The sequence below is a fragment of the Rhodohalobacter barkolensis genome, from assembly GCF_002834295.1.
GTDB classification, from domain to species: Bacteria; Bacteroidota; Rhodothermia; order Balneolales; family Balneolaceae; genus Rhodohalobacter; species Rhodohalobacter barkolensis.
In genome coordinates this window covers 254,581-274,886 of sequence record NZ_PISP01000002.1, presented here as the reverse complement: position 1 = coordinate 274,886, position 20,306 = coordinate 254,581, and the positions used below count along the sequence as shown (strand labels likewise).

Genomic DNA, 20,306 nt, shown 5'->3' with positions numbered 1-20,306 from the left:
TTATGCAAAACTACTATATAAATCCCGGCAAGCTCGCTTAACATCTTTACTTACATTTGAGAACTTAGCACTCAAAAATATTATCTTCATCCATCTTACTTAACTGTTTAAACTATTATCCCCTATGTTTCGATATTTTACAGCCGGTGAATCGCACGGACCAAGCCTTACAGGAATTGTAGAAGGAACTCCTGCAGGCCTTGAATTAAGTGAAGGTTTTATAGAACAACACCTGGTTCGCCGCCAAAAAGGATACGGGCGTGGCGGGAGGATGGCTTTTGAAAAGGATAAAGCCATCATTCAATCCGGTGTTCGATTTGGCAAAACTACAGGGGCTCCAGTTGCATTCTCTATGGTGAACCGTGCATTTGAAAAAGATGACAGTAATTGGCCAAAAGTAATGGCTAAAGAAGGAGAGCGCGGTGATGTTGAAAAAATCACCCTGCCCAGACCCGGTCATGCAGATCTGGTGGGTGTCCAAAAATATGACTTTGATGATATAAGACCGGTAATTGAACGATCGAGTGCCCGCGAAACTGCCATGCGGGTTGCCTGCTGTTCCGTTGCCCGCGCTTTCCTGAAAGAACTTGGAATTGAAATTGGCGGACATGTTATTCAAATTGGCTCTATTGGCTATTCAGATTGGGATGACGTCAGAGCTATTGCCGATCCATTGGCTGAAAACGGTTCAGAATCCATTTATAAAGAAGCAGATAAATCTGATGTTCGATGTTTGAACAGTGATCTCAGCCATCAGATGCGGGAAGAGATCAAACACCGAAGGAAAGAGGGAACATCACTCGGTGGCATTTATGAAATTGTAGTAACAGGTTTACCGGCCGGCCTTGGAAGTTATGTGCATTGGGACCGAAAAATTGACGGACAAATTGCACAGGCGATCGTCAGTACGCAAGCGATGAAAGGTGTAGAAATTGGACTGGGATTTGAAGCTGCCCGAAGCCGCGGTCATGAAGTTCATGATGAAATCGTTTACAAAAACCATTTTTCGAGAAGAACAAATCGGGCCGGTGGAATTGAGGGAGGCATGACAACCGGAATGCCGGTTATCATCAGAGGTGCCATGAAACCCATCCCCACGATGATTAAACCACTTAAAACGGCTGATCTTGAAACCAAAAAGGAGCAGGATACACGCTATGAACGCTCAGATGTATGTGCACTGCCCCGTGCTGTTGTTGTGGCAGAAAGTGTGATTGCCCCTGTTTTAGCCAATGCCATTCTTGAGAAATTTGGCGGAGATTCCATGAATGAAATTCGCACTCGATTTCAAAATAGAACATCATGACTCAAGAAAATGACAAAGTTCAAAAATTAGCGTTCAATCTTAAGAAGAATCCCAATGATTCATTCTCTAAGTTTGCTTTGGCCTTGGAACTCCTGAAGCGGGATCAAGTATCAAAAGCTATAATTTTATTTGAATCTATTTTGGAACAAGATCCTGACTATTTGGGCGTTTACTATCATTTGGGTAAGCTTTATCAGCAAACAGGCAATGCTCAATTGGCCGGTGAATTGTTTACCAATGGTATTCAGTTAGCAGACAAGCAAAACAACACTCGAACGAAATCGGAATTATCGGAAGCATTGGAAACTCTCAAGATCGATACAGATTATGATCACTAAACTCCATACATCTTTTATTGTAGTAATTGCTCTTTCTATTGGGATTCTTCTTTTTGCACCAGCCGAATCCGCGGCTCAGCAGCCTGCAACAACACATACGGTTCAGACAGGAGAAACTCTATTTAGTATCGCCAGGCAGTACGATTTAGCCGTCGGAGATTTGCGAAGATGGAATGAGCTAGAGAGTGATAACCTTTCTGTTGGTCAGACTATCAGAATTGCCCCACCGCGTGCCGACAATCAAATAACGCATACAGTTGAGCCCGGAGAAACTCTATTCTCTGTATCCAGAAGATATAGCGTAACGATCGCTGAGATTCAGCAGTGGAACGATCTGGAATCAACGAATCTCTCTTTAGGGCAAGAACTGACAATCTTTAGGCCAGATGATTCTACCTCAACAGAAGAACCCCAGCTTGCTGAAGCTGAAATTCCGGCAGAAGAGAGAGAATCAATTATACGGGAGTCGGAAGGAGACGCGCCTAACACCTATTATATAGTAAGAAGCGGAGACTCCTTATTCCGGATTGCCAATCAACACGGCTTGTCTGTAGATGAGTTAAAACAGTTAAACAACCTTGAGACGGATATGCTGAGAGTTGGCCAGCGACTCACAGTTCCCTCCGAGCGATCATCCGCACCGTCTGTTGCTGAAGAAGCATCAGAATCTACACCTCAGGGAAAGTTTGTTCAATACAGGGTACAGTCCGGAGAAACGGGAGAGTCCATTCTCGATAAATTCAATATGAGTGAGAGTGAACTTTTTGCACTGAATCCCGACCTGAGTATGAATCAGATTTCATCAGGACAACGAGTTACCGTTCTTTTACCCCCTACACGTTCATTCCAAAATCCATATCGCACAGAATCTGACCTGGAAAATCTGGGAAGTGTATCCGTATTCCGTTATTCCGGAAACGATGTTGCTAACCCAACAACAAGTGGTGAGCTCTACAATCCTGATCAGCTCACAGCCGCCCACCCAAATATCGCCCTGGGGAAAGTGGTTTACATTGAAAACCCATCCAACAATAATGGGATTTTTGTTAAAATTAATGATCGCCACTCCGGAGATGGATTAAAGTTATCAACCGCAGCATATGATATGCTAAGCTTTAGCTCTGTTGAACAAGCCAGAGTAACGATTTATTTAGATCAGTAATATTTCTTTTCCTCATCGCATCTATGGAGCAGTACTTTAAAAGAACAAATGGGATACTATATAGTTATTTAATTTCTATCCCTCTGCTCCTTCTGTATGAAGTTCTGATTCTGGTATCGCAGCCGGATGGTGATATTGCCCGAATATCTGTTGATATCTGGTTTAAATCTTTTTTCGCATATTTCGGTTTAGATGCCATATCTACCACCTTGATTGTTGCGGCGATCGCAGGCGGTATAATTATCTTTAGAAAAAGAAGGGAACTCAGTACGGTTCGTAGCAGTTATTTTATTTTTATGATAGCGGAAGCGGCTTTATATGCTATCATCGTAGCGATCACTGTTTCAAATGTTGTAGAATTTATTCTACTGCAATCTTCAAATGGTATACCGGGTAGCTTTAGTAAGCTTCAGCTTATTGCGCTCTCTTTAGGTGCCGGTCTATATGAAGAGCTTTTTTTTAGAGTTATTCTGGTAACTATATTAGTTTATTTTTTTGATACAGTATTAAATAATAAGAAATACGCTGTAGGGTTAGCTGTAGTCGTTGCAGCACTGTTATTTAGCGGTGTTCATTACGTAGGTGAATATGCCGATACGATGGCTCTCAGCTCCTTTTTATTTCGGTTTTTGTTTGGCTTAGCGCTAAATCTTATTTATGTTATTAGAGGATTTGGGATGGCCGCATGGACACATGCAATTTACGATTTGATAGTTGTAATAAACTTATGATTGCAAAAAAATACTGCTCAGTCTTAAATTTATTTTACAGCATCGATCAATTCTTTCAATTGGAAAAAGTCGTTGAGAGGAAATACATTAATTCTCTGATAGAGTTTAATATCTGGGGTTTGGATCACTCGGATAGAACAATAATTAATCATTAATTTTCAGACTCGTTCTGACGAGGAAGGGATGGCGTCACTTACAAAGCAAGAAATTAGGAAACAAGAAGACTTCAATGATGAAATCATACCTCATCTTGATGCGCTTTACAATTTCGGATTGCGTCTTACGTCAGACCCAAACGATGCGGAAGATCTTGTGCAAGATACAATTGTTAAAGCCTACCGATTCTTCGACAGTTATGAAAAGGGCACCAATGCCAAAGCGTGGTTATTCCGAATTCTTAAAAATTCCTATATCAATAACTACCGAAAGAAGTCTAAAAAGCCTCAGGAAGTAGATTATGATGAGGTTGCATCTTTCTATGAGTCTATCCGTGCCGAGCGGACAGAGACATCAGACATGGAAGATAAAATGTTCAGAGAGCTGATTGATGATGACATCTCCAACGCTTTGGATGAAATTCCGGAAGATTTCAGAACGGTCGTTCTACTCTGCGATGTAGAGGATTTTACGTACGAAGAGATCGCGAATATGCTGGATGTACCCATCGGTACGATCCGATCCAGGCTCCACAGGGGTAGAAATCTTCTCAAAGCACAGTTGATGGACTACGCTTCAAAGAAAGGGTATACTCAGGATTGATTTTCAGACACGGGAATAACAATTCGGATTGTTGTCCCTTTATTCAGTTCTGAATTGAGAACGAACACCTTACCGCTGTGATAATCCTCAATAATTCTTTTGGTGAGACTCAACCCAAGTCCCCATCCTCTCTTCTTAGTACTATAGCCCGGCTTAAATACATCACTTAGATTCTTCTTATCAATTCCCGTCCCTGAATCTTCAATGTCTATAAATAGCTGATGCTCGTCCTGACTCACCGATATTGAAACAAATGCATCAGATGATGTTGACTTAATGGCATCCATTGCATTTTTGATCAGATTTTCAATGGCCCATTGAAAAAGTTCTGCATTTAAATTTGCTTTAGCGTTGGTCTCAATTGATTTTCTTACATCGATATGCTTACCAAGCTGAGGCAATCTTTTTTCCATGTACGCAATAACTTCATCTACAATTGGCTCAATACTTAATCTTTTTAACTCCGGCTGGGATCCAATTTTATTAAATCGCTCCGCAATTCCTTTCAAACGGCTTACGTCCTTCTCCACCTCATAGGCAATGGAAAGTGTTTTTTCGTCTTCCTGGTGCCGATCTTTGAGGAGCTGCAGCCATCCATACATACTTGACAGTGGCGTACCCAGTTGATGTGCCGCCTCCTTAGCCATTCCTACCCAAAGATTAGACTGTTCCGATCGCGTTATACTCCGATAAGTTGTAAAGCCCATTCCCATCAAGAGAGCCAAAATCCCAAACTGGATATAAGGAAAATACCGAAGGTACTGTATGGTTGGACTCTCACCGTAGTAGACATATCTCCGCCTGATTCTGGGCTCCTCTCCAAACGAGATAGGAATTGGAGGAGTGCTGACTGAATATTTATCGATAAACTCCGTAACCGAAATGTCAGGGTCATCAAGATTCCGATAGAAAACGATAAAATTAGGCTCATCAACTACAATAACCGGAATATTAAAAAGGTCAGGACGGATAATTTGCGAAAATACAAAACTGGCATTCGACTCATTCGCTTCTGCTTCTAATATCATCCGCGACAAACTGTCCGGTACTTCCTGGTAGTTGCGAAGTTCATTCGCCACATCAAACAAATCTCTGCTGGCGCGATCGTGGGATGGCAGGTTGTAAAATTCAAACGCCTTAGCCCACAGCTCAATACTGGTTCTCTCCTGTTCCATAATTTTATTGAGCAGGAACTGGTTATAAAAGAAGGATATACCTGCCAATATAATCAGCAGTACAACCAGTATTATTTTAAGACGGTTTAGTGGAAGCAGTTTTCGCATTGAAACGCCAAGAACATTTAAAAAGGAAATCTGGGCTTAATATCCAAAAAAGAATGCTTCTAAACTAACCTTGTGGTGAGTTTCCGGAAGTGAATTAAGCTGAAGCTTTCTGTTTTTCGTACACAGGCGGTGCTTTCTTCTCGATGGTTTCTCGCGTTACCACACATCTTTTCACATTTTTCATGGAAGGCAGTGTAAACATCACATCAAGCATGGCGTCTTCCAGAATGGACCGAAGGCCACGGGCGCCGGTTTTGCGTTCTCTTGCTCGCTCCACAATTGCCTGCAGTGCATCATCCTCAAATACCAGCTCAACATCTTCCATATCGAAGAGTTTTTTATACTGTTTGGTAATGGCATTTTTGGGCTTGAGAAGAATTTCAGTCATTGCATCATCAGAGAGATGCTCCAGACCACAAATAATTGGAAGTCTACCAATCAATTCAGGTATGAGACCAAACTTCTGAAGATCTTCCGGCTCAATTTTGGTAAAAATCTTTGGATCATCTTTATCGATGATAATCTGATCCTCTGAATGAAAACCCATTGAACTGGATGACAATCTTCTTGAGATGATCTCTTCCAATCCGCTGAAGGCTCCACCGCAAACAAATAGAATATCTGAGGTATCGAGCTGAATAAAACTCTGTTCCGGATGTTTACGTCCGCCTTTGGGAGGAATATTGGCTGTTGTACCTTCCAGAATTTTCAGCAGTGCCTGCTGAACTCCCTCACCGGAAACATCCCGTGTTATAGACGGATTATCGCTTTTGCGGGAAACTTTATCGATCTCATCGATGTAAACGATTCCGCGCTTGGCCCGCTCCACATCATAATCTGCAGCCTGTAGCAGGTTGCTTAAAATACTTTCTACATCTTCACCTACATATCCGGCCTCTGTCAAAACAGTTGCATCAGCTATTGTGAAGGGTACATCAATTACATCGGCAAGTGTTCTGGCAAGAAGTGTTTTACCTGAACCGGTTGGACCCAGTAAACAGATGTTACTCTTCTCAATACGGGTGTCATCATAATCTGCATCGGCACCGGCAGAAATTCGTTTGTAATGATTATAGACCGCAACGGAGAGTGCTTTTTTTGCATCGTCCTGCCCAATCACATAGTCGTCAAGCTTCGCTTTAATCTCCAGCGGCTTGAGCATTGGCTTATATTTCTTCTCTCTTCTTTTGTTCAGTGCCGCCAGATCACTCTCTATAATACTTGAGGCATCTTCAACACAGTGATTACAGATGTAAACATCAGGGCCTGCCACCATTGAGTTTACTTCATTGTTGGATCTGCCGCAAAAAGAGCATGTGACCTTATCTTTATTTTTATTACTCATGGCTGCTGAACTCGTTTAATTTACGATCTAAACTACTTCTTCTCTTCCCTTCTCATTACGCGGTCTACCAAACCGTAATCTTTGGCTTCATCGGCTGTCATCCACTTATTACGATCCGAATCTTCTACAATTTGTTCAATAGTGTTATCGGAATGATGTGCCAGAATTCCACTTAATTCTTTCTTCAGCCGGAGGATTTCCTGAGCTTCAATTTCAATGTCACTGGCCTGTCCCTGCACACCGCCCAGAGGCTGATGAATCATAATTCTGGAGTGAGGAAGTGCATTTCTCTTTCCTTTGGCTCCGGCAGTTAACAGAACAGCACCCATTGAAGCCGCCATACCAACACATGTTGTAGCAACATCACATTTGATGTACTGCATCGTGTCGTAGATAGCCATTCCAGACGAAACGACCCCACCCGGACTGTTGATATAAAGATTGATATCTTTTTCGGGATCCTGCGACTCCAAAAACAGCAGCTGGGCTACTATAGAACTGGCAACAGCATCATTAACGGGCGTACCCAAAATAACAATTCTGTCTTTGAGCAGACGGGAATAGATATCATATGCTCGCTCGCCACGATTGGTAGTTTCTACCACCATCGGGATTAAATTATTCTGTACAGGTTCTACTTCACTCATTTCAGGGAATTCAAAAAGGGGTTGTTTGGTATACATGGCTAAGCCGTAGGTTTACTTGTCGTCTTTATTCTGTTTTTCTTCTCTCTTTTTACTAAAATCATCCTTTGAGAGTTCATTAATAGTAACGACATCATTCAATTTATCAAAAACTTTGTTCTCCCGAATGCTTGTGCGTAAGCTCTCAAGTTGATTCGGATTCTGAGCATAATATCCTTTCAGCTGATCGGGTGACATTCCGTACTTGGCCGCTTCCATTCCGATAAATTCGTCAATGTCTTCAGGCTTGATTTCAATATCATCAAATTTAGCCTGCAGTTTTTCACTGATAAACGCCCATTTTCCTTCGCGAACAGCTTGCTCACGCATACTTTCCTTGTACTCACTAAAATCAAAATCCTCAGGAAGCTGACCGCCTGACTGCTGTTTAGCGTACTCTACATAGGAGTCTAAAATCTGATCCTGCATCACTTCAGGCACTTCAATATCATGCTTCTCGGTTAATGCATCGATTACATCCTGCTTAAACATGTCTTCAGCAGACTGGTCGTAATACTCCTGCATTTTACTCTTTATAAAGCTCTTGAATTCATCAACATTCTTGGCTTCACCGTTAGACTGCTCCTTCACAAAATCATCTGTGAGTTCAGCCTTTTCCATTTTCTCCACTTTCTTGACGTGAATTTCAAAACGATCGGTCTCGTCTTCTTCGCCGATCTCCATTTTTACTACATCACCTTTTTTCTGGCCAACCAGATTTTCACGAAAATCCTTTGCGCCTTCCTGTCTCAGATCAAGCTTTTGATCTTCATCCTTTTCACCTTCAACCGGATTTCCTTCCTCATCCAGTGAAATGGCATCAACTGTTACCTGGCACTCTTCGGTAATTTCACCGTCTGTCTCTTTCCAGTTTCCCTGTCGCTCCAATGTTCGCTCGATCTCTTCTTCAACTTCTTCGTCGGTAACATCATGAACCATCTTGTCCACTTCTACCTTTTCGAGATCTGTCAATTCAAATTCCGGTTTTTTACCTACCTGAAATTTCACCTCAAGCTCATCATTTTCCCAGACCATATCGAGCATCTTGGTTTCCCCTACAGGCTCATGCTCAGGTACAATCTTCTTCTCATATATTTCCTGAACATATGTATTGATCTCTTCCATCTCGATCTCTTTACCAAATCGCTTTTTTACGAGTCCGAGAGGAACGTGTCCGGGTCGAAATCCGGGCATCTGGATCTGTTTTTGGTATTTTTTGTAAGCTTTGTCAAATTTAGAAGAGAGATCGTCCCTTGTTGCTTTTACGATAATCTCTTTATCTACGGATGTAATATCCTGAACAGAAATGTCCACGTGTTATATGATTTAATTTTCGGATAATATGTAAGATTGGAAGTACGAGAGGGGGGACTCGAACCCCCACACCGGTTAAAGTACTAGATCCTAAATCTAGCGCGTCTACCAATTCCGCCACTCTCGCAACTATCTGATCAAAAATAGATTTGAATCAGAGCCTAATAATTTAAAGTTTTTTTACCCTGAATTCAACCTAATCAAGGCATTTAATTTGTTCGTAATTGGAGTACCATTCCACTCTTTTTTGTAGTTTCATCTAAATTCATTTTTTATAAAATATTAAGTCATGTTTCGAAATTTACGTTTGGTCTACATCACAACAAAAGATCGGCAAGAAGCCAAAAAAATAGCCACTGCTTTAGTTGAAGAAAAACTCGCCGCCTGTGCAAATATTCTGGACAATATGAACTCCGTCTACAGATGGGAGGGCAAGGTCGTTTCAGAAAATGAGTGTGTTCTTATTGCCAAAACAACCTACAGTAACGTTTTAGCCTTAACCGAGCGCGTTAAAGAACTCCACTCGTACGAAGTTCCCTGCGTTGTTACGTGTAATATTTCTGAACAGGAAGGAAATCCGGATTATCTTGATTGGATTGTCAGTTCAGTGAAACCGCTGCTCCCAAATGATGAGAAACTAAAAAACTCCTGAGTATGCCTGTCTCCTTTAAAAAAGATTCATATGTCGCCAAGGCAACCATCGATCGGCCGGACGCCATGAACGCAATCAATTTTGATGTTATGGAAAGGCTTGAAGTAATTCTCACAGACCTGGAGCAAGATCCCAACGTTCGATTATTTGTCTTAACCGGGAGTGATGATCGCTTTATTTCAGGCGGAGATCTAAAGGAGTTTCACAGCATTACGGATGCCGAAGGTGCACGAGATATGTCAATTCGTATGCTCAATATTTTGGAACGCATCGAAAATCTGAAATGCTGGACTCTTGCTGCAGTTAATGGTCATACGTATGGCGGAGGCTGGGAAACAATTCTCAGTTGCGATTTCAGAGTAGCCAAGGCATCGGCTAAATTCGGTTTTACCCAGGGTAAATTCTATCTCCCTCCCGGCTGGGGAGGATTGACCCGTTTGAGTGAAGTTATTGGTGAAAACCTTGCAGATTACTGGTTAGCATCTCATAAAGTAGTGAATTCAAAAACAGCTCTTCAGGCCGGGTTAATTCAGGATCTGTTTGCTGACAGTGAGTATGAACTTGAATTGGAAAAACTGATTCAAAGACTCACCCTCAATGACAGAACCTATATCGAATACATGAAAAAGAGAGGGAAGCGTAAAATTACAGATGAGCTGGAACCCTTTACCCGGTTTTGGGAGAGCGAAGAACACGCTTCAAGAGTATCTAGCTTCCTGAACCGAAACCGTTAATTTTTTTTAAATCTTTTAACGAACAGGCTGAACGGAGAAACGCTCATCATAGTTGGTTTAGGTGTAAACAATTTCATATTAAACTAAACTATAAAATTATGAGTGTTAAAGAGAAAATTGAAGATGTGTATCAACACGTCCAAAACGGAACAGCTTTAGACGCATTCGAACAATATTATGCGGATAACGTAACCATGATCCTCGAAGACGGAACCGAGGTTGAAGGGAAAGACGCCAACCGAGATCGTGAAAATGAATTTTTCGACAGTGTTGAAGAGTTCCACGGTGCCGGTGTAGTAAACATTACAGCAAATGAAGAAGAGGAAGCCACCGCAGTTGAAAGCTGGATGGATGTAACTTTTAAAGAAGGTGGACGAATGAAAATTGAACAGGTTGCCACTCAGGATTGGGAAAACGGCAAGATTGTTCGCGAACGATTCTATGGAACACAGCAGAATTAATCACTGCTGAGTTTTCACTCCAAAGCCCTTCAGAAATGGAGGGCTTTTATTTTATCCTATCTAAATGATCAATAGAACCAGGCTAAGAGTATAACCCTTGTGGGGAGAATTATTGAAGGTGTTTAGCGTTTAACTGAAGGGAGATTACGAAGCATCGATCCAATCATAAAGTTTCTAAGCTTATTATACACACCCCTAAATCCCCTCTCAAGAGCGGACTTTTTTATACCCAATCTTTTGGGTTCTCCAAAACATGCAGCAATTCAGCCTCTTTAGATCCCTGTTTTGGAGTAAAATCGTAATCCCATCGAACCTGCGGGGGTAAGCTCATCAATATCGATTCAATTCTTCCATCGGTTTTTAAACCGAAAAGAGTTCCCCGGTCATGAATTAAATTGAACTCAACATACCTGCCCCTTCGAACTTCCTGCCAATATCGCTGGGCACGATTATAGGGTTCCTGAATTCTGTCTTTTAATATCGGCAGATAGGCATCTAAAAACGCCGAACCGACACCTTCTGTAAATGCGTGCCAATCTTTCAATGAACGCTCATCATCTTCCCTCAGGTAGTCGAAAAACAGCCCGCCAATTCCCCGGGCTTCACCCCGATGCGAATTATAAAAATACTCATCACACTGCTTTTTAAATTTTGGGTAGAGATCCTCTCCATGCCTGTCACAAGCCTTTTTCAGTTCGGTATGAAAATGAACTGCATCCTCTTCAAACAGATAGTAGGGTGTTAAATCTGCGCCACCGCCAAACCAGCCATCCACAGCATTTTTCATCTCTTCATCATCATAGAGCTCGAAATATCTGAAGTTAGCATGTACGGTTGGCACCATCGGGTTTTTGGGATGAATAACCAAGGAAATTCCGCCCGCCCAAAACCATCCGTTCTCAACCTTAAAGTGTTCTTTTATCGGGTCGGGCAGTTCTCCGTGCACCGTAGAAATATTTACTCCTCCCTTTTCAAATACATCTCCCTTTTCAATCACACGTGTTCTTCCGCCACCCCCTCCTTTTCGACTCCAGTTGTCCTCACGGAATTTTGCTGTGCTATCAACTTCTTCAAAAGCGGAACAGATTTCGTCCTGGAGATTTTCAATGTAGGAAGTAAACGAATCTCTGATGGTTGACATGGGATTTTATTTAATTTTGGGATTTGGAAGCTCCTTCCTTGGAGGAGAAAAGTGAAATGAAAACAGCAAAACTTAATCTCATAAACGATAGATGTGTATTTTTCAAATTTCTCATCTTATCCAACTCCTGCCTTACACACCCCTAAATCCCCTCTCGAGAGGGGATTTTTTTAATCACCGTTCATACTCTTTAACGGTATCAACAAATGCACGTGCGTGATCAACCGGAACGTGAGGGAGAATTCCGTGCCCCAGGTTTGCAATATATCGCTGAACGCCAAATCGATCAATCATGCGCTTTGTCTGTTTCCTGATTTCCGGAATAGGTGCCAGCAGGTGAGTCGGGTCGTAGTTACCCTGAAGCGTGATTTCATTTCGGGTTTTTTCACGGGCAAATTCAGGTGAAATTGTCCAGTCGATCCCGAGTGCAGAAGCACCACTTTTAAAACTTAACCGTTCCAATGCGTACCAGGATCCCTTTGCGAACAGTATCACCGGAACCTCTTTAATCGACTGAGTGATCTCCATCAAATAGGGTAACGCCCACTCATTAAAATCGTCCGGACTGAGTAAACCCGACCATGAATCAAAAACCTGAACGGCCTGAGCACCGGCTTTCACCTGGGCTTTCAAATAATCGATCGTGGCTTTCGTCAGCTCTTTCATTACATGTCTTGATGCATCAGGATGCTGATAGAGAAACGACTTCGCCTTATCAAAATTCTTGGACCCTTCACCCTGAACCATATAACAAAAAAGTGTCCATGGAGCGCCGGCAAATCCGATTAGCGGCACCCTGCCGTTCAACTCTTTTCGGGTAAGAGTTATAGCATCCATCACGTGACTTAACTTCTCAGGTACATCTTCGGCCAGGATTGCAAATGCGTCATCTACGGTTCGAATGGGATTCCCCATCACAGGACCTTTCCCGGGAACCATCTGCACGTCAATGTTCAGTGCTTGAGGAACGGTCAGAATATCGGAGAATATGATGGCTGCATCCGGCTCCAATTCATCAATGGGTTGAATGGTAATTTCACAAGCAAGTTCAGGAGTCTCCACCCGTTCAAAAAACGTATACTTTTTTCTCAAAACCATATACTGTGGCAGATACCGGCCGGCTTGCCGCATCATCCATACCGGCGGACGTTCAACCTCTTCACCATTAAGAGCTCTGAGAAACAGGTCGTTTTTAAGTTCCGGAAAATTGTGAGACATGGTTATTCTTGGTTATTGGATTACTGTTATTCAATCTCTGCTTTCGCGCAAAACCTGTGCCGTGAATCTTAAAAAATCTTCGGTATTTGTTTTTGGTGATATATGGACATTACGTCCAGATTCGATGCTCAATTCCCGGGCCGTAGTGTGGCCGATAGCAAACAGTTCAGGTAGTTTTTCACGTCTGAATCCGCCGCTCTTTCGAAAGGCTTCCACCGCACTAGGACTGTAGAACAAAATTCCATCTGCATCAATACTATCCACATTCAGCTGATTTAAAATGGTTTCGTAAACTACCAGGTCTTTGACGTTGATAGCTGTATCCTCTAAAACTTGCCTCATCTCTTCCCGGCGACGATTTCCACAAAAATGAAACACCGTTGCATCTTCTACACCCGTCTGTTTCAAATCTGAAACGATCTTCTCACCAAGCTGATCACCATAGCTCAATTCAGGAACCAAAGCTAAATAACCCAACTCCTCAAGTGCAGAGGCTGTTTTATCACCTACGGCATAAAACACCACACCATCCGGCAACTTATAGCCATGGTCTATCAGTTTTTGAAAAGCTTTGACACCGTTCTGGCTGGTAAATGCAAAAATTCGAGTTTCCGCATTTTCGATGGAGTTTACAACTGAACTCCAATTACTCCTGAATTCAAAACGAATGGCAGGTTCAACCGTTACGTCTAATCCCAAATCATCAGCCAGCTGTAACTGTTGATCCGTCAGCTCCCGCGTGACTAAAATCTTATGACGTTTTTTCATAGGATTTGCCGATTCAGGTTGATTGCAATTAAGAACGTAGATCGGCGACAATTTCTGAGGCACCCATATCGAGCAGTTTTCTTCCCGCCTCTCTTCCCAGCCCTTTTGCAGTATGCACCGGGGCCGACACTTCAATATCATACTGTAGAGACCCGTCAATTTTTAGTGCAATTGCCGAAAGATGAACGTCTCCATCAACGATTTCCGCAAAAGCACCTACCGGGGCACTGCAGCCTGCCTCCATCTCGTTCAGTAGCTCTCGCTCAATACCTGTACAGATTGCTGTCTCTTTATGATTTAGTTGAGAAGTAATTTCCAGCATCTTTTGGTCCTCTTCCCGAATCATGACAGCCATAGCGCCTTGCGCCGGTGCCGGAACCATCCAGTCGAGATAAACAGAAATATTATTGTCCAGTCCAATCCGCTTCAAACCTGCGGCTGCAAAAATAGCACCATTCCATCCATTCTCATTCACTTTCCGCAAACGGGTATTTACGTTGCCGCGAATATTCGTAATCTCGTGATTAGGGTAGCGATGCAGCCACTGTGCTTTTCTGCGGTTACTGCTTGTAGCAATGATAGCTTTTGATGATTCATCCTCCAGAAAGTCAACACCTTTTGGTGCAACCAAAGCATCGCGCGGATCTTCTCTTTCCATTACAGCACTAACAGTAAGCGGCAGCGGGTTTTCGGTAGGCAGATCTTTAAATGAATGAACCGCAATATCTATCCTGTTTTCTAGAAGCGCATCATCCAATGCCTTGGTAAAAACTCCTTTTCCACCCATTTCCGTCAGAGGAGTTGTTAGATCCAGATCTCCCTCCGACTTCACAAAAAACAGTTCAGCTTCGAATCCAAACTCTTTTAACTTTGACTGAACCTGTTTTGCCTGCCAGGTTGCCAATTCGCTGTCTCTGGTGCCAATTCGAATCTTACTACTCATGATTGCCATTTTTGGCTTCGAGCTTAAACATTTCGGCTACCATATCTGCAACTTCTTCAGATTCGTGATGATCACGCAGATGTTCAATACTGTAAGCTGCGATTTTGTTCACAATACGCCGGGTCATATTTTCAATTTTGTCAAAATCTCCCGTCGAAATTTTATTTTTAAAGAAGTTCAGCTCATCTTCTCGGATAGAGTCAAACTTGCGGGTAAGCGCTTTAATCGTTGGAACCACACGCTGTTCATTCAGCCAAAGCTTATAATCTGAGAGCTCTTCGTTGATAATATTCTTAACGGCAGGAACCTGCTGTTCCCGTTTTTTATATGCCTCATCAGTAACATCACCCAACATGTCCATATTTGCCACATCCACAAAGTCAAGAGTAGCAACATTCGGATCGATATTTCGCGGTACGGAAAGATCAAGCATCACTTTAAATTTCGGATTCTCCATCGATGGCTGCATGTGCTCCGGACGAATAATAGCTGTATCTGCACCGGTTGCAACAATAACCAGGTCTGCATCCGCTATCTGCTCAGGAAGCTGATTCATATCCGCAACTTCCAGGTTAAACTTATCCGCAACAAATTCAGCCCGATCCCGAGTTCTGTTGATCAGCGTCAATTTGCTTGCACCCAGATTTACAAGATTCTTGCAAGTAACTTTACCAATTTTGCCGGTACCAACAAGAAGGATGTTCTTATTGGTAAGATTCTCAAAGGTTCGCAAGGCAAATTGAACTGCGGCGTAAGCTACCGTTGCTGCACCCCGTCCAAGCGTTGTTTCACTTCGAGAGCGCTTGTGAGCTCTGAAAACGTGCTGCATTAATCGATGGAATTCACCGGATACCATCTCCTGTCGGGCAGCCTGCTCGTAGCCCTCTTTAACCTGCTTAACAATTTGGAGATCCCCAAGGATCTGCGAATCAAGGCCTGTAGCTACTTTAAAAAGGTGCTGTACGGCTCGTTCTCCCTCATGTTCAAATCCATACCGATGAAACTCATCGAGTGTACCATAAGAGTAATTGGTAAGCAGTCGAATCAATTCACGGGTTGAGACATTTTGAGCAAAAATCTCCGTTCGATTACACGTTGACACCAAAAAAAGACTGGTAATCCCTTCACGGCGTGCCCCTTCCATTAAAAGTTCTTTTCCCTCATCACTAAGGCTGAACTTTTCACGAATCTCTACCGGGGCATCCCAGTGATTTATCCCGATAACTACAAAATCCTGAACAGTTGGATGAACCATTCTTTACGTTGTTACTTCTTTCTTTCTTGTTATTTCTACATGATCCCATTGAACGGCATCCGGAGAGATCTCATGCTTTAATGAGTTCAGAGTCTCTTCTGCCAATGCCTGAATAAAACCCGGATGATCGTTCAGACCCTTCATCACCTTCAGGCTTTCAAATTCAAATCCTTCTTCTTCGAGATCCTCAACCAACTCCACACCAAGTTCGTACAGAGTTTCGATATGATCTGTCACAAATGCAATGGGCACCATCAGAAAATTCTTGATGCCATATTCCAGATGTCGTTTAACCAACTCCTCCGTATTTGGCTGAGTCCACTTTTGAGGCCCAACTTTTGATTGAAAACCGAGCCAGTACGAATTTTTCTCTTCTCTTCGCTCCATCACGGCTTCCATCGTCTCTTTAATTTCTACCGTATAGGGGTCACCACTTCTCACTTCCAGCAACGGTGTTCCATGTGCGCTAAATATGAGATGAGTTTTACGTCTGGTCTCTTCGTCCATCTCACCCAGCGCCTCATCAATTCGGTCATTGATGGCACCAAGGTACGCTTCATTCTTGTAATAATTCTTTACATGAAACTCTTTCCATGGTTTTTCGCCATTCGGAAATTTTTCCTTGAGAGTGTTTTCCCAATCACGGAAACTACTCCCTGTGGTTGTCCATGAAAACTGCGGATAAAGTGGCATCAAAACCGTATGCGTTATCCCATCTTCTACCATGTCATCCATGATCTGATCTGCAAACGGCAGCCAGTATCTCATGCAGGTGTAGACTTTAACCTCATGCTCCGGTAAAATTTTCTTAAAGTATTTCTCCAACCCTCGTCTTTGAGCTTCAGTCAGGCCATTAATCGGAGAACAGCATGTGGAGACCTCTTTGTTCTGCCGGTTAAAACAGTGCTTATTTCCGGTGCATCCGTTTGGGCAACCGTTAATCTCTTTATAATCCTCCGCTACAGATGGCGCTCGAAATTTAGAAATTACATTTGCAAACAGGTTTTGGGCTGTACCACCACCCAATTTTATAATATCCTCGTCTTTGAACAGATTTCTGAGAAATGTTCTCACATTATTTTCATGGGTTGGCCCACCCAGGTTCATCAACACTACACCAATACGCATTTTATCTGTCATTATCACTTTTGGGGGTTTACAGTTACCAAACTAACTGTTTTTTTGTGAAGCGTTCGTGAAGAGCTCTTTCTGAATACTCTTTTGGCCGAATTACAATATTTCAGCACTATGTAAAAACATTTTCTCTGTTCAATTTCTGATCCAGACCTAATAATAGCTGTTTTATCAATTACTATATCAATTATTCAACATCCCGGGCTAGTCATTAAAACGCAGATTCACACTGTTTTCGAAATAAACACAGTTTTTATTTGCAATATTGGCCATCTATAAAGTAGATTCGAGCGTAGACTTAATTAACCCCTCTACATGCTCAAATATTATATCGAGTTTTTTGGCACCTTTTTATTAGTAACGGCTTTAGGAATTTCAGGTGATCCAATTGCAATTGGATTGTTACTGGCGGCACTTATTTACATTGGCGCTGATTTGTCAGGGGGTCACTTTAACCCCGCCGTAACACTTGCAGCTTGGGCTGCTGACGAGATTCCTGCCTCCGGTTTAACCGGAACGTTTACCTCTCAGGTATTAGGTGCATTAATGGCCTCCGGATTTGTTTGGTGGCTCTCCGGCTCAACTTTTGTCACTCAACCAAACCCAAGTACATCCATTGCCGGTTTTATTGCTGTAGAGTTCGTTTTCTCTTTTCTCTTTATTCTCACATTCTTAAGCTTCGTCTATCCGGACAGGCGACGAAGAAATCCACTCTATGGACTAATGGCCGGCGGGATGCTAGGCGCCTGCTATCTGTTTGCTGAACCGTACTCCGGAATTGGATTAAATCCTGCGCTAAATATTGGCTTTACATCTGCCGATACGCTTAATAATGGTTATTCCTATTACCATCTACCCATCTATATTCTTTCGCCGCTTGTTGGAGGATTGGCGGCTGCCTATGCACACGTGAACATTTCAAGCCGACGGTAGGGTAAACCAAAAATCTGATCCCTTACCGGGCTTGCTCTTAACTTGAATGTCAGATCCGTGGGCACTCAGAATGCTTTTTACAACAGCGAGGCCCAAACCTGTCCCTCCCTTATCCCTGGAACGTGCTTTATCTGTCCGGTAAAATCGATCAAATAACCTCTCAAGATGTTCATTGGATATTCCAATTCCTGAATCTTTTATATGTATGGTGAATTGGTTTTCATCTTTCTCTACCGAAACCACAATCTTCCCATCATTGGTATACTTAACAGCGTTTGAAACCAGATTTTCCAGAACCTGTTCAATTTTGTTAGGATCTGCATAAACCTCCCCTGTGCTGCCATTATACTCTATATCAATTCCTTTTTTCTCAGCCTGAGAATTGTACACACTGATTACCTGAGTGATTATTTCTTTGATATCAAATGGCTTTTTCTCAATAAAATGAGAATCTGAATCGTAGTGCTGAAGGGTTTTAAGGTCAACAAATAGCCGGTTAATTCGTACAGCCTGCCGGGCAGCGGTTTTCAGGTAATGATCCTTCTGTTCTTCCGACAAAGAGTCCAACTCCAGCATTTCGAGTGAACCTGAGATAGTATGCAACGGATTTCTGATTTCGTGGGTGATATCTGCAAAGAATTGACTCTGCTTCTCGTACAGCTTTTTCATCTCTTCATTGTCTGCCCTGAATCGTTCTGCCATTCGGTTCAATGATTTTGCCAACTGTCCAAATTCATCTTTTCTGTCTAGGTTCAATGTCCGGTCAACGTTACCTTCTGCAATATCCCTCGCGGCAGACTCTAACTGCAGGATGGGCCTCGATATGTAGCGCGAAAAGAGAATGCTCACTAAAATGACCAGCCCGATTGAAATGAACATTCCGGTGTAGATAATCCATCGAATCGTTTTAATAGGTGCGTAAATCTGATCTTTTTCTATACTGACCAAGAGATAACTGGCCGGATTTAAATCACTGTCCAATTCATAAAATGCGCGTAAAAGATCGTTATCTGATTGATTCTGCAACAAGACGCCATTCTCGGCCTGATCGAACGACGTTGTTAAGCCATCAATCAGTTCGGGCGCCACTCTTTCGGTATGGTAAGGCACCTCTGCAAAGAGCTCTCCATCCTCATCGTACACTGCTATTTGGTATCCTGATGTTCGAGCCGCTTCGTTCAGGTTCGTCTCAAAATCACTGCCCAGTCGCAGATTTTGAATGGTGATGGCCAGCCACTCGGTATCATTCACAATTTGAAGCTCCCCTTCACTGAGAAGATAGTTTCGAATAAAAAGAATGGAATAACTGCTAATTGCTGTAATGCCAAAAATTAACAGCAAAATAAACGTCCAGGCCAGTTTGGAGCGAATACTCATATCAAAGGAGTTCCCTGTTCATTCCATACCCCAAACCACGATAGGTCTTAATCATATCCGAAGCTTCACCCAATTTCAATCTCAGGTTTTTGATATGCACGTCAACGGTTCGGTCAAACACAAACCGATCTTCACCACCAATATGTTCTAAAATTTCCTGACGGGAATAAACCCTTTTCGGATTCTGAAAAAAAATCTCTGCAATAGCGTATTCCGTTGATGTTAAGTCTACACGGTGATCTTTGTAGTACAGATCTTTCCCACTGGTATCCAGGAAAAGATCACCATGCTGAATCCATTTACTGTTTTGTGGATGTTGCCTTCGCAGTAGAGATTCAATATGTGCCTGAACAAGCTTTAAACTTGCAGGTTTTGAAATGTAATCATCCGCTCCTAACTCCAACCCTTCAATTTCATCTTTCTCTTTATCTTTGGCTGTTAGAAAAATAACCGGGATATCACTCATTACAGGATGATTGCGAATAACGCTGCAAATCTCTTTCCCATCCACATTCGGGACCATAATATCCAGCACGGCCAGGTGAATATCACTCGCATGCTTTTCAATCAATTCCAGTGCTTTTAGTCCATCATGAGCCATCAATACGTTAAAATTATTCATCTCTAAATAATTGGCCAACATTTCTGCCGGCTCAATTTCATCTTCTACTAAAAGGATGGTTTGTTTTGGCTGCATATCAGGTTTTGAGTTCTATTAATTTGACGCTATTTGAGTTTGGTAACTAAAACTTCCCATACAGAATCTGAT

Annotated in this window: 21 protein-coding genes and 1 tRNA gene; 9 read left to right on the top strand and 13 right to left on the bottom strand. The window is 42.4% G+C overall.

Going from position 1 to position 20,306, the window contains the following annotated elements; translation table 11 throughout:
- Positions 1 to 124 precede the first annotated feature (124 nt).
- From aroC to CWD77_RS08835, 5 genes are all read left to right on the top strand, one after another.
- Entirely contained in the window at positions 125 to 1,306 is a 1,182-nt protein-coding gene (aroC, locus tag CWD77_RS08855) for a chorismate synthase (protein ID WP_101073206.1), read from the top strand.
- A complete protein-coding gene (locus tag CWD77_RS08850) occupies positions 1,303 to 1,644 on the top strand; it encodes a tetratricopeptide repeat protein (protein WP_101073205.1) in 342 nt (113 codons plus the stop codon). The genes aroC and CWD77_RS08850 overlap by 4 nt, the downstream gene beginning before the upstream one ends.
- Entirely contained in the window at positions 1,634 to 2,806 is a 1,173-nt protein-coding gene (locus tag CWD77_RS08845) for a LysM peptidoglycan-binding domain-containing protein (RefSeq protein WP_101073204.1), read from the top strand. Before CWD77_RS08850 ends, CWD77_RS08845 begins: the two co-directional genes overlap by 11 nt.
- Before the next feature lie 23 nt (positions 2,807 to 2,829).
- Positions 2,830 to 3,537, top strand: a complete 708-nt coding sequence (locus CWD77_RS08840; protein WP_101073203.1) for a CPBP family glutamic-type intramembrane protease — start codon at positions 2,830 to 2,832, stop codon at positions 3,535 to 3,537.
- A gap of 183 nt (positions 3,538 to 3,720) precedes the next feature.
- On the top strand, positions 3,721 to 4,296 hold the full coding sequence (locus CWD77_RS08835) for a sigma-70 family RNA polymerase sigma factor (RefSeq protein WP_101073202.1): 576 nt from the start codon (positions 3,721 to 3,723) through the stop codon (positions 4,294 to 4,296).
- Here the strand turns inward: CWD77_RS08835 and CWD77_RS08830 are convergent.
- The 5 genes from CWD77_RS08830 to CWD77_RS08810 form a co-directional block, all read right to left on the bottom strand.
- Entirely contained in the window at positions 4,287 to 5,579 is a 1,293-nt protein-coding gene (locus CWD77_RS08830; protein WP_101073201.1) for a sensor histidine kinase, read from the bottom strand. The genes CWD77_RS08835 and CWD77_RS08830 overlap by 10 nt on opposite strands.
- Positions 5,580 to 5,673: 94 nt before the next feature.
- On the bottom strand, positions 5,674 to 6,924 hold the full coding sequence (gene clpX / locus CWD77_RS08825; protein ID WP_101073200.1) for an ATP-dependent Clp protease ATP-binding subunit ClpX: 1,251 nt from the start codon (positions 6,922 to 6,924) through the stop codon (positions 5,674 to 5,676).
- 32 nt (positions 6,925 to 6,956) lie between these two features.
- Positions 6,957 to 7,571 carry an ATP-dependent Clp endopeptidase proteolytic subunit ClpP gene (gene clpP, locus CWD77_RS08820; protein WP_165779129.1) on the bottom strand — a complete coding sequence of 205 codons (615 nt, stop codon included), beginning with the start codon at positions 7,569 to 7,571 and terminating at the stop codon, positions 6,957 to 6,959.
- A gap of 51 nt (positions 7,572 to 7,622) precedes the next feature.
- The gene (gene tig / locus CWD77_RS08815; RefSeq protein WP_101073198.1) at positions 7,623 to 8,921 is read right to left on the bottom strand and encodes a trigger factor; all 1,299 of its coding nucleotides are present in this window, start codon (positions 8,919 to 8,921) and stop codon (positions 7,623 to 7,625) included.
- Positions 8,922 to 8,964: 43 nt separating this feature from the next.
- A tRNA-Leu gene (locus CWD77_RS08810) sits at positions 8,965 to 9,048 on the bottom strand.
- A gap of 162 nt (positions 9,049 to 9,210) precedes the next feature.
- On the opposite strand from CWD77_RS08810, the gene cutA reads away from it, so the two are divergent.
- The 3 genes from cutA (at position 9,211) to CWD77_RS08795 (ending at position 10,768) form a co-directional block, all read left to right on the top strand.
- On the top strand, positions 9,211 to 9,573 hold the full coding sequence (gene cutA, locus CWD77_RS08805; protein WP_101073197.1) for a divalent-cation tolerance protein CutA: 363 nt from the start codon (positions 9,211 to 9,213) through the stop codon (positions 9,571 to 9,573).
- 2 nt (positions 9,574 to 9,575) lie between these two features.
- Positions 9,576 to 10,307: an enoyl-CoA hydratase/isomerase family protein gene (locus CWD77_RS08800; protein WP_101073196.1), complete on the top strand. Its 732-nt coding sequence runs from the start codon at positions 9,576 to 9,578 to the stop codon at positions 10,305 to 10,307.
- A 98-nt stretch (positions 10,308 to 10,405) separates the two neighbouring features.
- A complete protein-coding gene (locus CWD77_RS08795) occupies positions 10,406 to 10,768 on the top strand; it encodes a nuclear transport factor 2 family protein (RefSeq protein ID WP_101073195.1) in 363 nt (120 codons plus the stop codon).
- Positions 10,769 to 10,991: 223 nt separating this feature from the next.
- Here the strand turns inward: CWD77_RS08795 and hemF are convergent, their stop codons facing one another.
- From hemF to hemH, 6 genes are all read right to left on the bottom strand, one after another.
- A complete protein-coding gene (gene hemF / locus CWD77_RS08790) occupies positions 10,992 to 11,900 on the bottom strand; it encodes an oxygen-dependent coproporphyrinogen oxidase (protein ID WP_101073429.1) in 909 nt (302 codons plus the stop codon).
- A 183-nt stretch (positions 11,901 to 12,083) separates the two neighbouring features.
- Positions 12,084 to 13,127, bottom strand: coding sequence for a uroporphyrinogen decarboxylase (gene hemE, locus CWD77_RS08785; protein WP_101073194.1), 1,044 nt, complete (start codon positions 13,125 to 13,127; stop codon positions 12,084 to 12,086).
- Positions 13,128 to 13,157: 30 nt separating this feature from the next.
- Positions 13,158 to 13,895, bottom strand: coding sequence for a uroporphyrinogen-III synthase (locus tag CWD77_RS08780; protein WP_101073193.1), 738 nt, complete (start codon positions 13,893 to 13,895; stop codon positions 13,158 to 13,160).
- Positions 13,896 to 13,923: 28 nt separating this feature from the next.
- The gene (gene hemC, locus CWD77_RS08775) at positions 13,924 to 14,838 is read right to left on the bottom strand and encodes a hydroxymethylbilane synthase (RefSeq protein WP_101073428.1); all 915 of its coding nucleotides are present in this window, start codon (positions 14,836 to 14,838) and stop codon (positions 13,924 to 13,926) included.
- Positions 14,831 to 16,093 carry a glutamyl-tRNA reductase gene (gene hemA, locus CWD77_RS08770; RefSeq protein ID WP_101073192.1) on the bottom strand — a complete coding sequence of 421 codons (1,263 nt, stop codon included), beginning with the start codon at positions 16,091 to 16,093 and terminating at the stop codon, positions 14,831 to 14,833. Before hemA ends, hemC begins: the two co-directional genes overlap by 8 nt.
- 3 nt (positions 16,094 to 16,096) lie before the next feature.
- Positions 16,097 to 17,233 carry a ferrochelatase gene (gene hemH / locus CWD77_RS08765; RefSeq protein WP_101073191.1) on the bottom strand — a complete coding sequence of 379 codons (1,137 nt, stop codon included), beginning with the start codon at positions 17,231 to 17,233 and terminating at the stop codon, positions 16,097 to 16,099.
- Between the two features lie 309 nt (positions 17,234 to 17,542).
- Here hemH and CWD77_RS08760 point away from each other — a divergent pair, with 309 nt between their 5' ends.
- Positions 17,543 to 18,160: an MIP/aquaporin family protein gene (locus CWD77_RS08760; RefSeq protein WP_101073190.1), complete on the top strand. Its 618-nt coding sequence runs from the start codon at positions 17,543 to 17,545 to the stop codon at positions 18,158 to 18,160.
- Here CWD77_RS08760 and CWD77_RS08755 read toward each other — a convergent pair.
- Complete coding sequence (locus CWD77_RS08755; protein ID WP_101073189.1) at positions 18,146 to 19,537, bottom strand: sensor histidine kinase; 1,392 nt, start codon at positions 19,535 to 19,537, stop codon at positions 18,146 to 18,148. The two genes, CWD77_RS08760 and CWD77_RS08755, sit on opposite strands and share 15 nt — an antisense overlap.
- A 1-nt stretch (position 19,538) precedes the next feature.
- A complete protein-coding gene (locus tag CWD77_RS08750; RefSeq protein WP_101073188.1) occupies positions 19,539 to 20,234 on the bottom strand; it encodes a response regulator transcription factor in 696 nt (231 codons plus the stop codon).
- Between the last annotated feature and the right edge of the window lie 72 nt (positions 20,235 to 20,306).

Bases quoted from the DNA above. Each gene is read 5' to 3' on its own strand.
- CWD77_RS08780 (WP_101073193.1), bottom strand. From the start codon at position 13,895: ATGAAAAAACGTCATAAGATTTTAGTCACGCGGGAGCTGACGGATCAA.
- hemC (WP_101073428.1), bottom strand. From the start codon at position 14,838: ATGAGTAGTAAGATTCGAATTGGCACCAGAGACAGCGAATTGGCAACC.
- CWD77_RS08830 (WP_101073201.1), bottom strand. From the start codon at position 5,579: ATGCGAAAACTGCTTCCACTAAACCGTCTTAAAATAATACTGGTTGTA.
- CWD77_RS08800 (WP_101073196.1), top strand. From the start codon at position 9,576: ATGCCTGTCTCCTTTAAAAAAGATTCATATGTCGCCAAGGCAACCATC.
- aroC (WP_101073206.1), top strand. From the start codon at position 125: ATGTTTCGATATTTTACAGCCGGTGAATCGCACGGACCAAGCCTTACA.
- CWD77_RS08750 (WP_101073188.1), bottom strand. From the start codon at position 20,234: ATGCAGCCAAAACAAACCATCCTTTTAGTAGAAGATGAAATTGAGCCG.
- CWD77_RS08840 (WP_101073203.1), top strand. From the start codon at position 2,830: ATGGAGCAGTACTTTAAAAGAACAAATGGGATACTATATAGTTATTTA.
- CWD77_RS08760 (WP_101073190.1), top strand. From the start codon at position 17,543: ATGCTCAAATATTATATCGAGTTTTTTGGCACCTTTTTATTAGTAACG.
- CWD77_RS08850 (WP_101073205.1), top strand. From the start codon at position 1,303: ATGACTCAAGAAAATGACAAAGTTCAAAAATTAGCGTTCAATCTTAAG.
- CWD77_RS08845 (WP_101073204.1), top strand. From the start codon at position 1,634: ATGATCACTAAACTCCATACATCTTTTATTGTAGTAATTGCTCTTTCT.
- cutA (WP_101073197.1), top strand. From the start codon at position 9,211: ATGTTTCGAAATTTACGTTTGGTCTACATCACAACAAAAGATCGGCAA.
- hemA (WP_101073192.1), bottom strand. From the start codon at position 16,093: ATGGTTCATCCAACTGTTCAGGATTTTGTAGTTATCGGGATAAATCAC.
- CWD77_RS08755 (WP_101073189.1), bottom strand. From the start codon at position 19,537: ATGAGTATTCGCTCCAAACTGGCCTGGACGTTTATTTTGCTGTTAATT.
- CWD77_RS08795 (WP_101073195.1), top strand. From the start codon at position 10,406: ATGAGTGTTAAAGAGAAAATTGAAGATGTGTATCAACACGTCCAAAAC.
- clpP (WP_165779129.1), bottom strand. From the start codon at position 7,571: ATGAGTGAAGTAGAACCTGTACAGAATAATTTAATCCCGATGGTGGTA.
- hemH (WP_101073191.1), bottom strand. From the start codon at position 17,233: ATGACAGATAAAATGCGTATTGGTGTAGTGTTGATGAACCTGGGTGGG.
- hemE (WP_101073194.1), bottom strand. From the start codon at position 13,127: ATGTCTCACAATTTTCCGGAACTTAAAAACGACCTGTTTCTCAGAGCT.
- CWD77_RS08835 (WP_101073202.1), top strand. From the start codon at position 3,721: ATGGCGTCACTTACAAAGCAAGAAATTAGGAAACAAGAAGACTTCAAT.
- clpX (WP_101073200.1), bottom strand. From the start codon at position 6,924: ATGAGTAATAAAAATAAAGATAAGGTCACATGCTCTTTTTGCGGCAGA.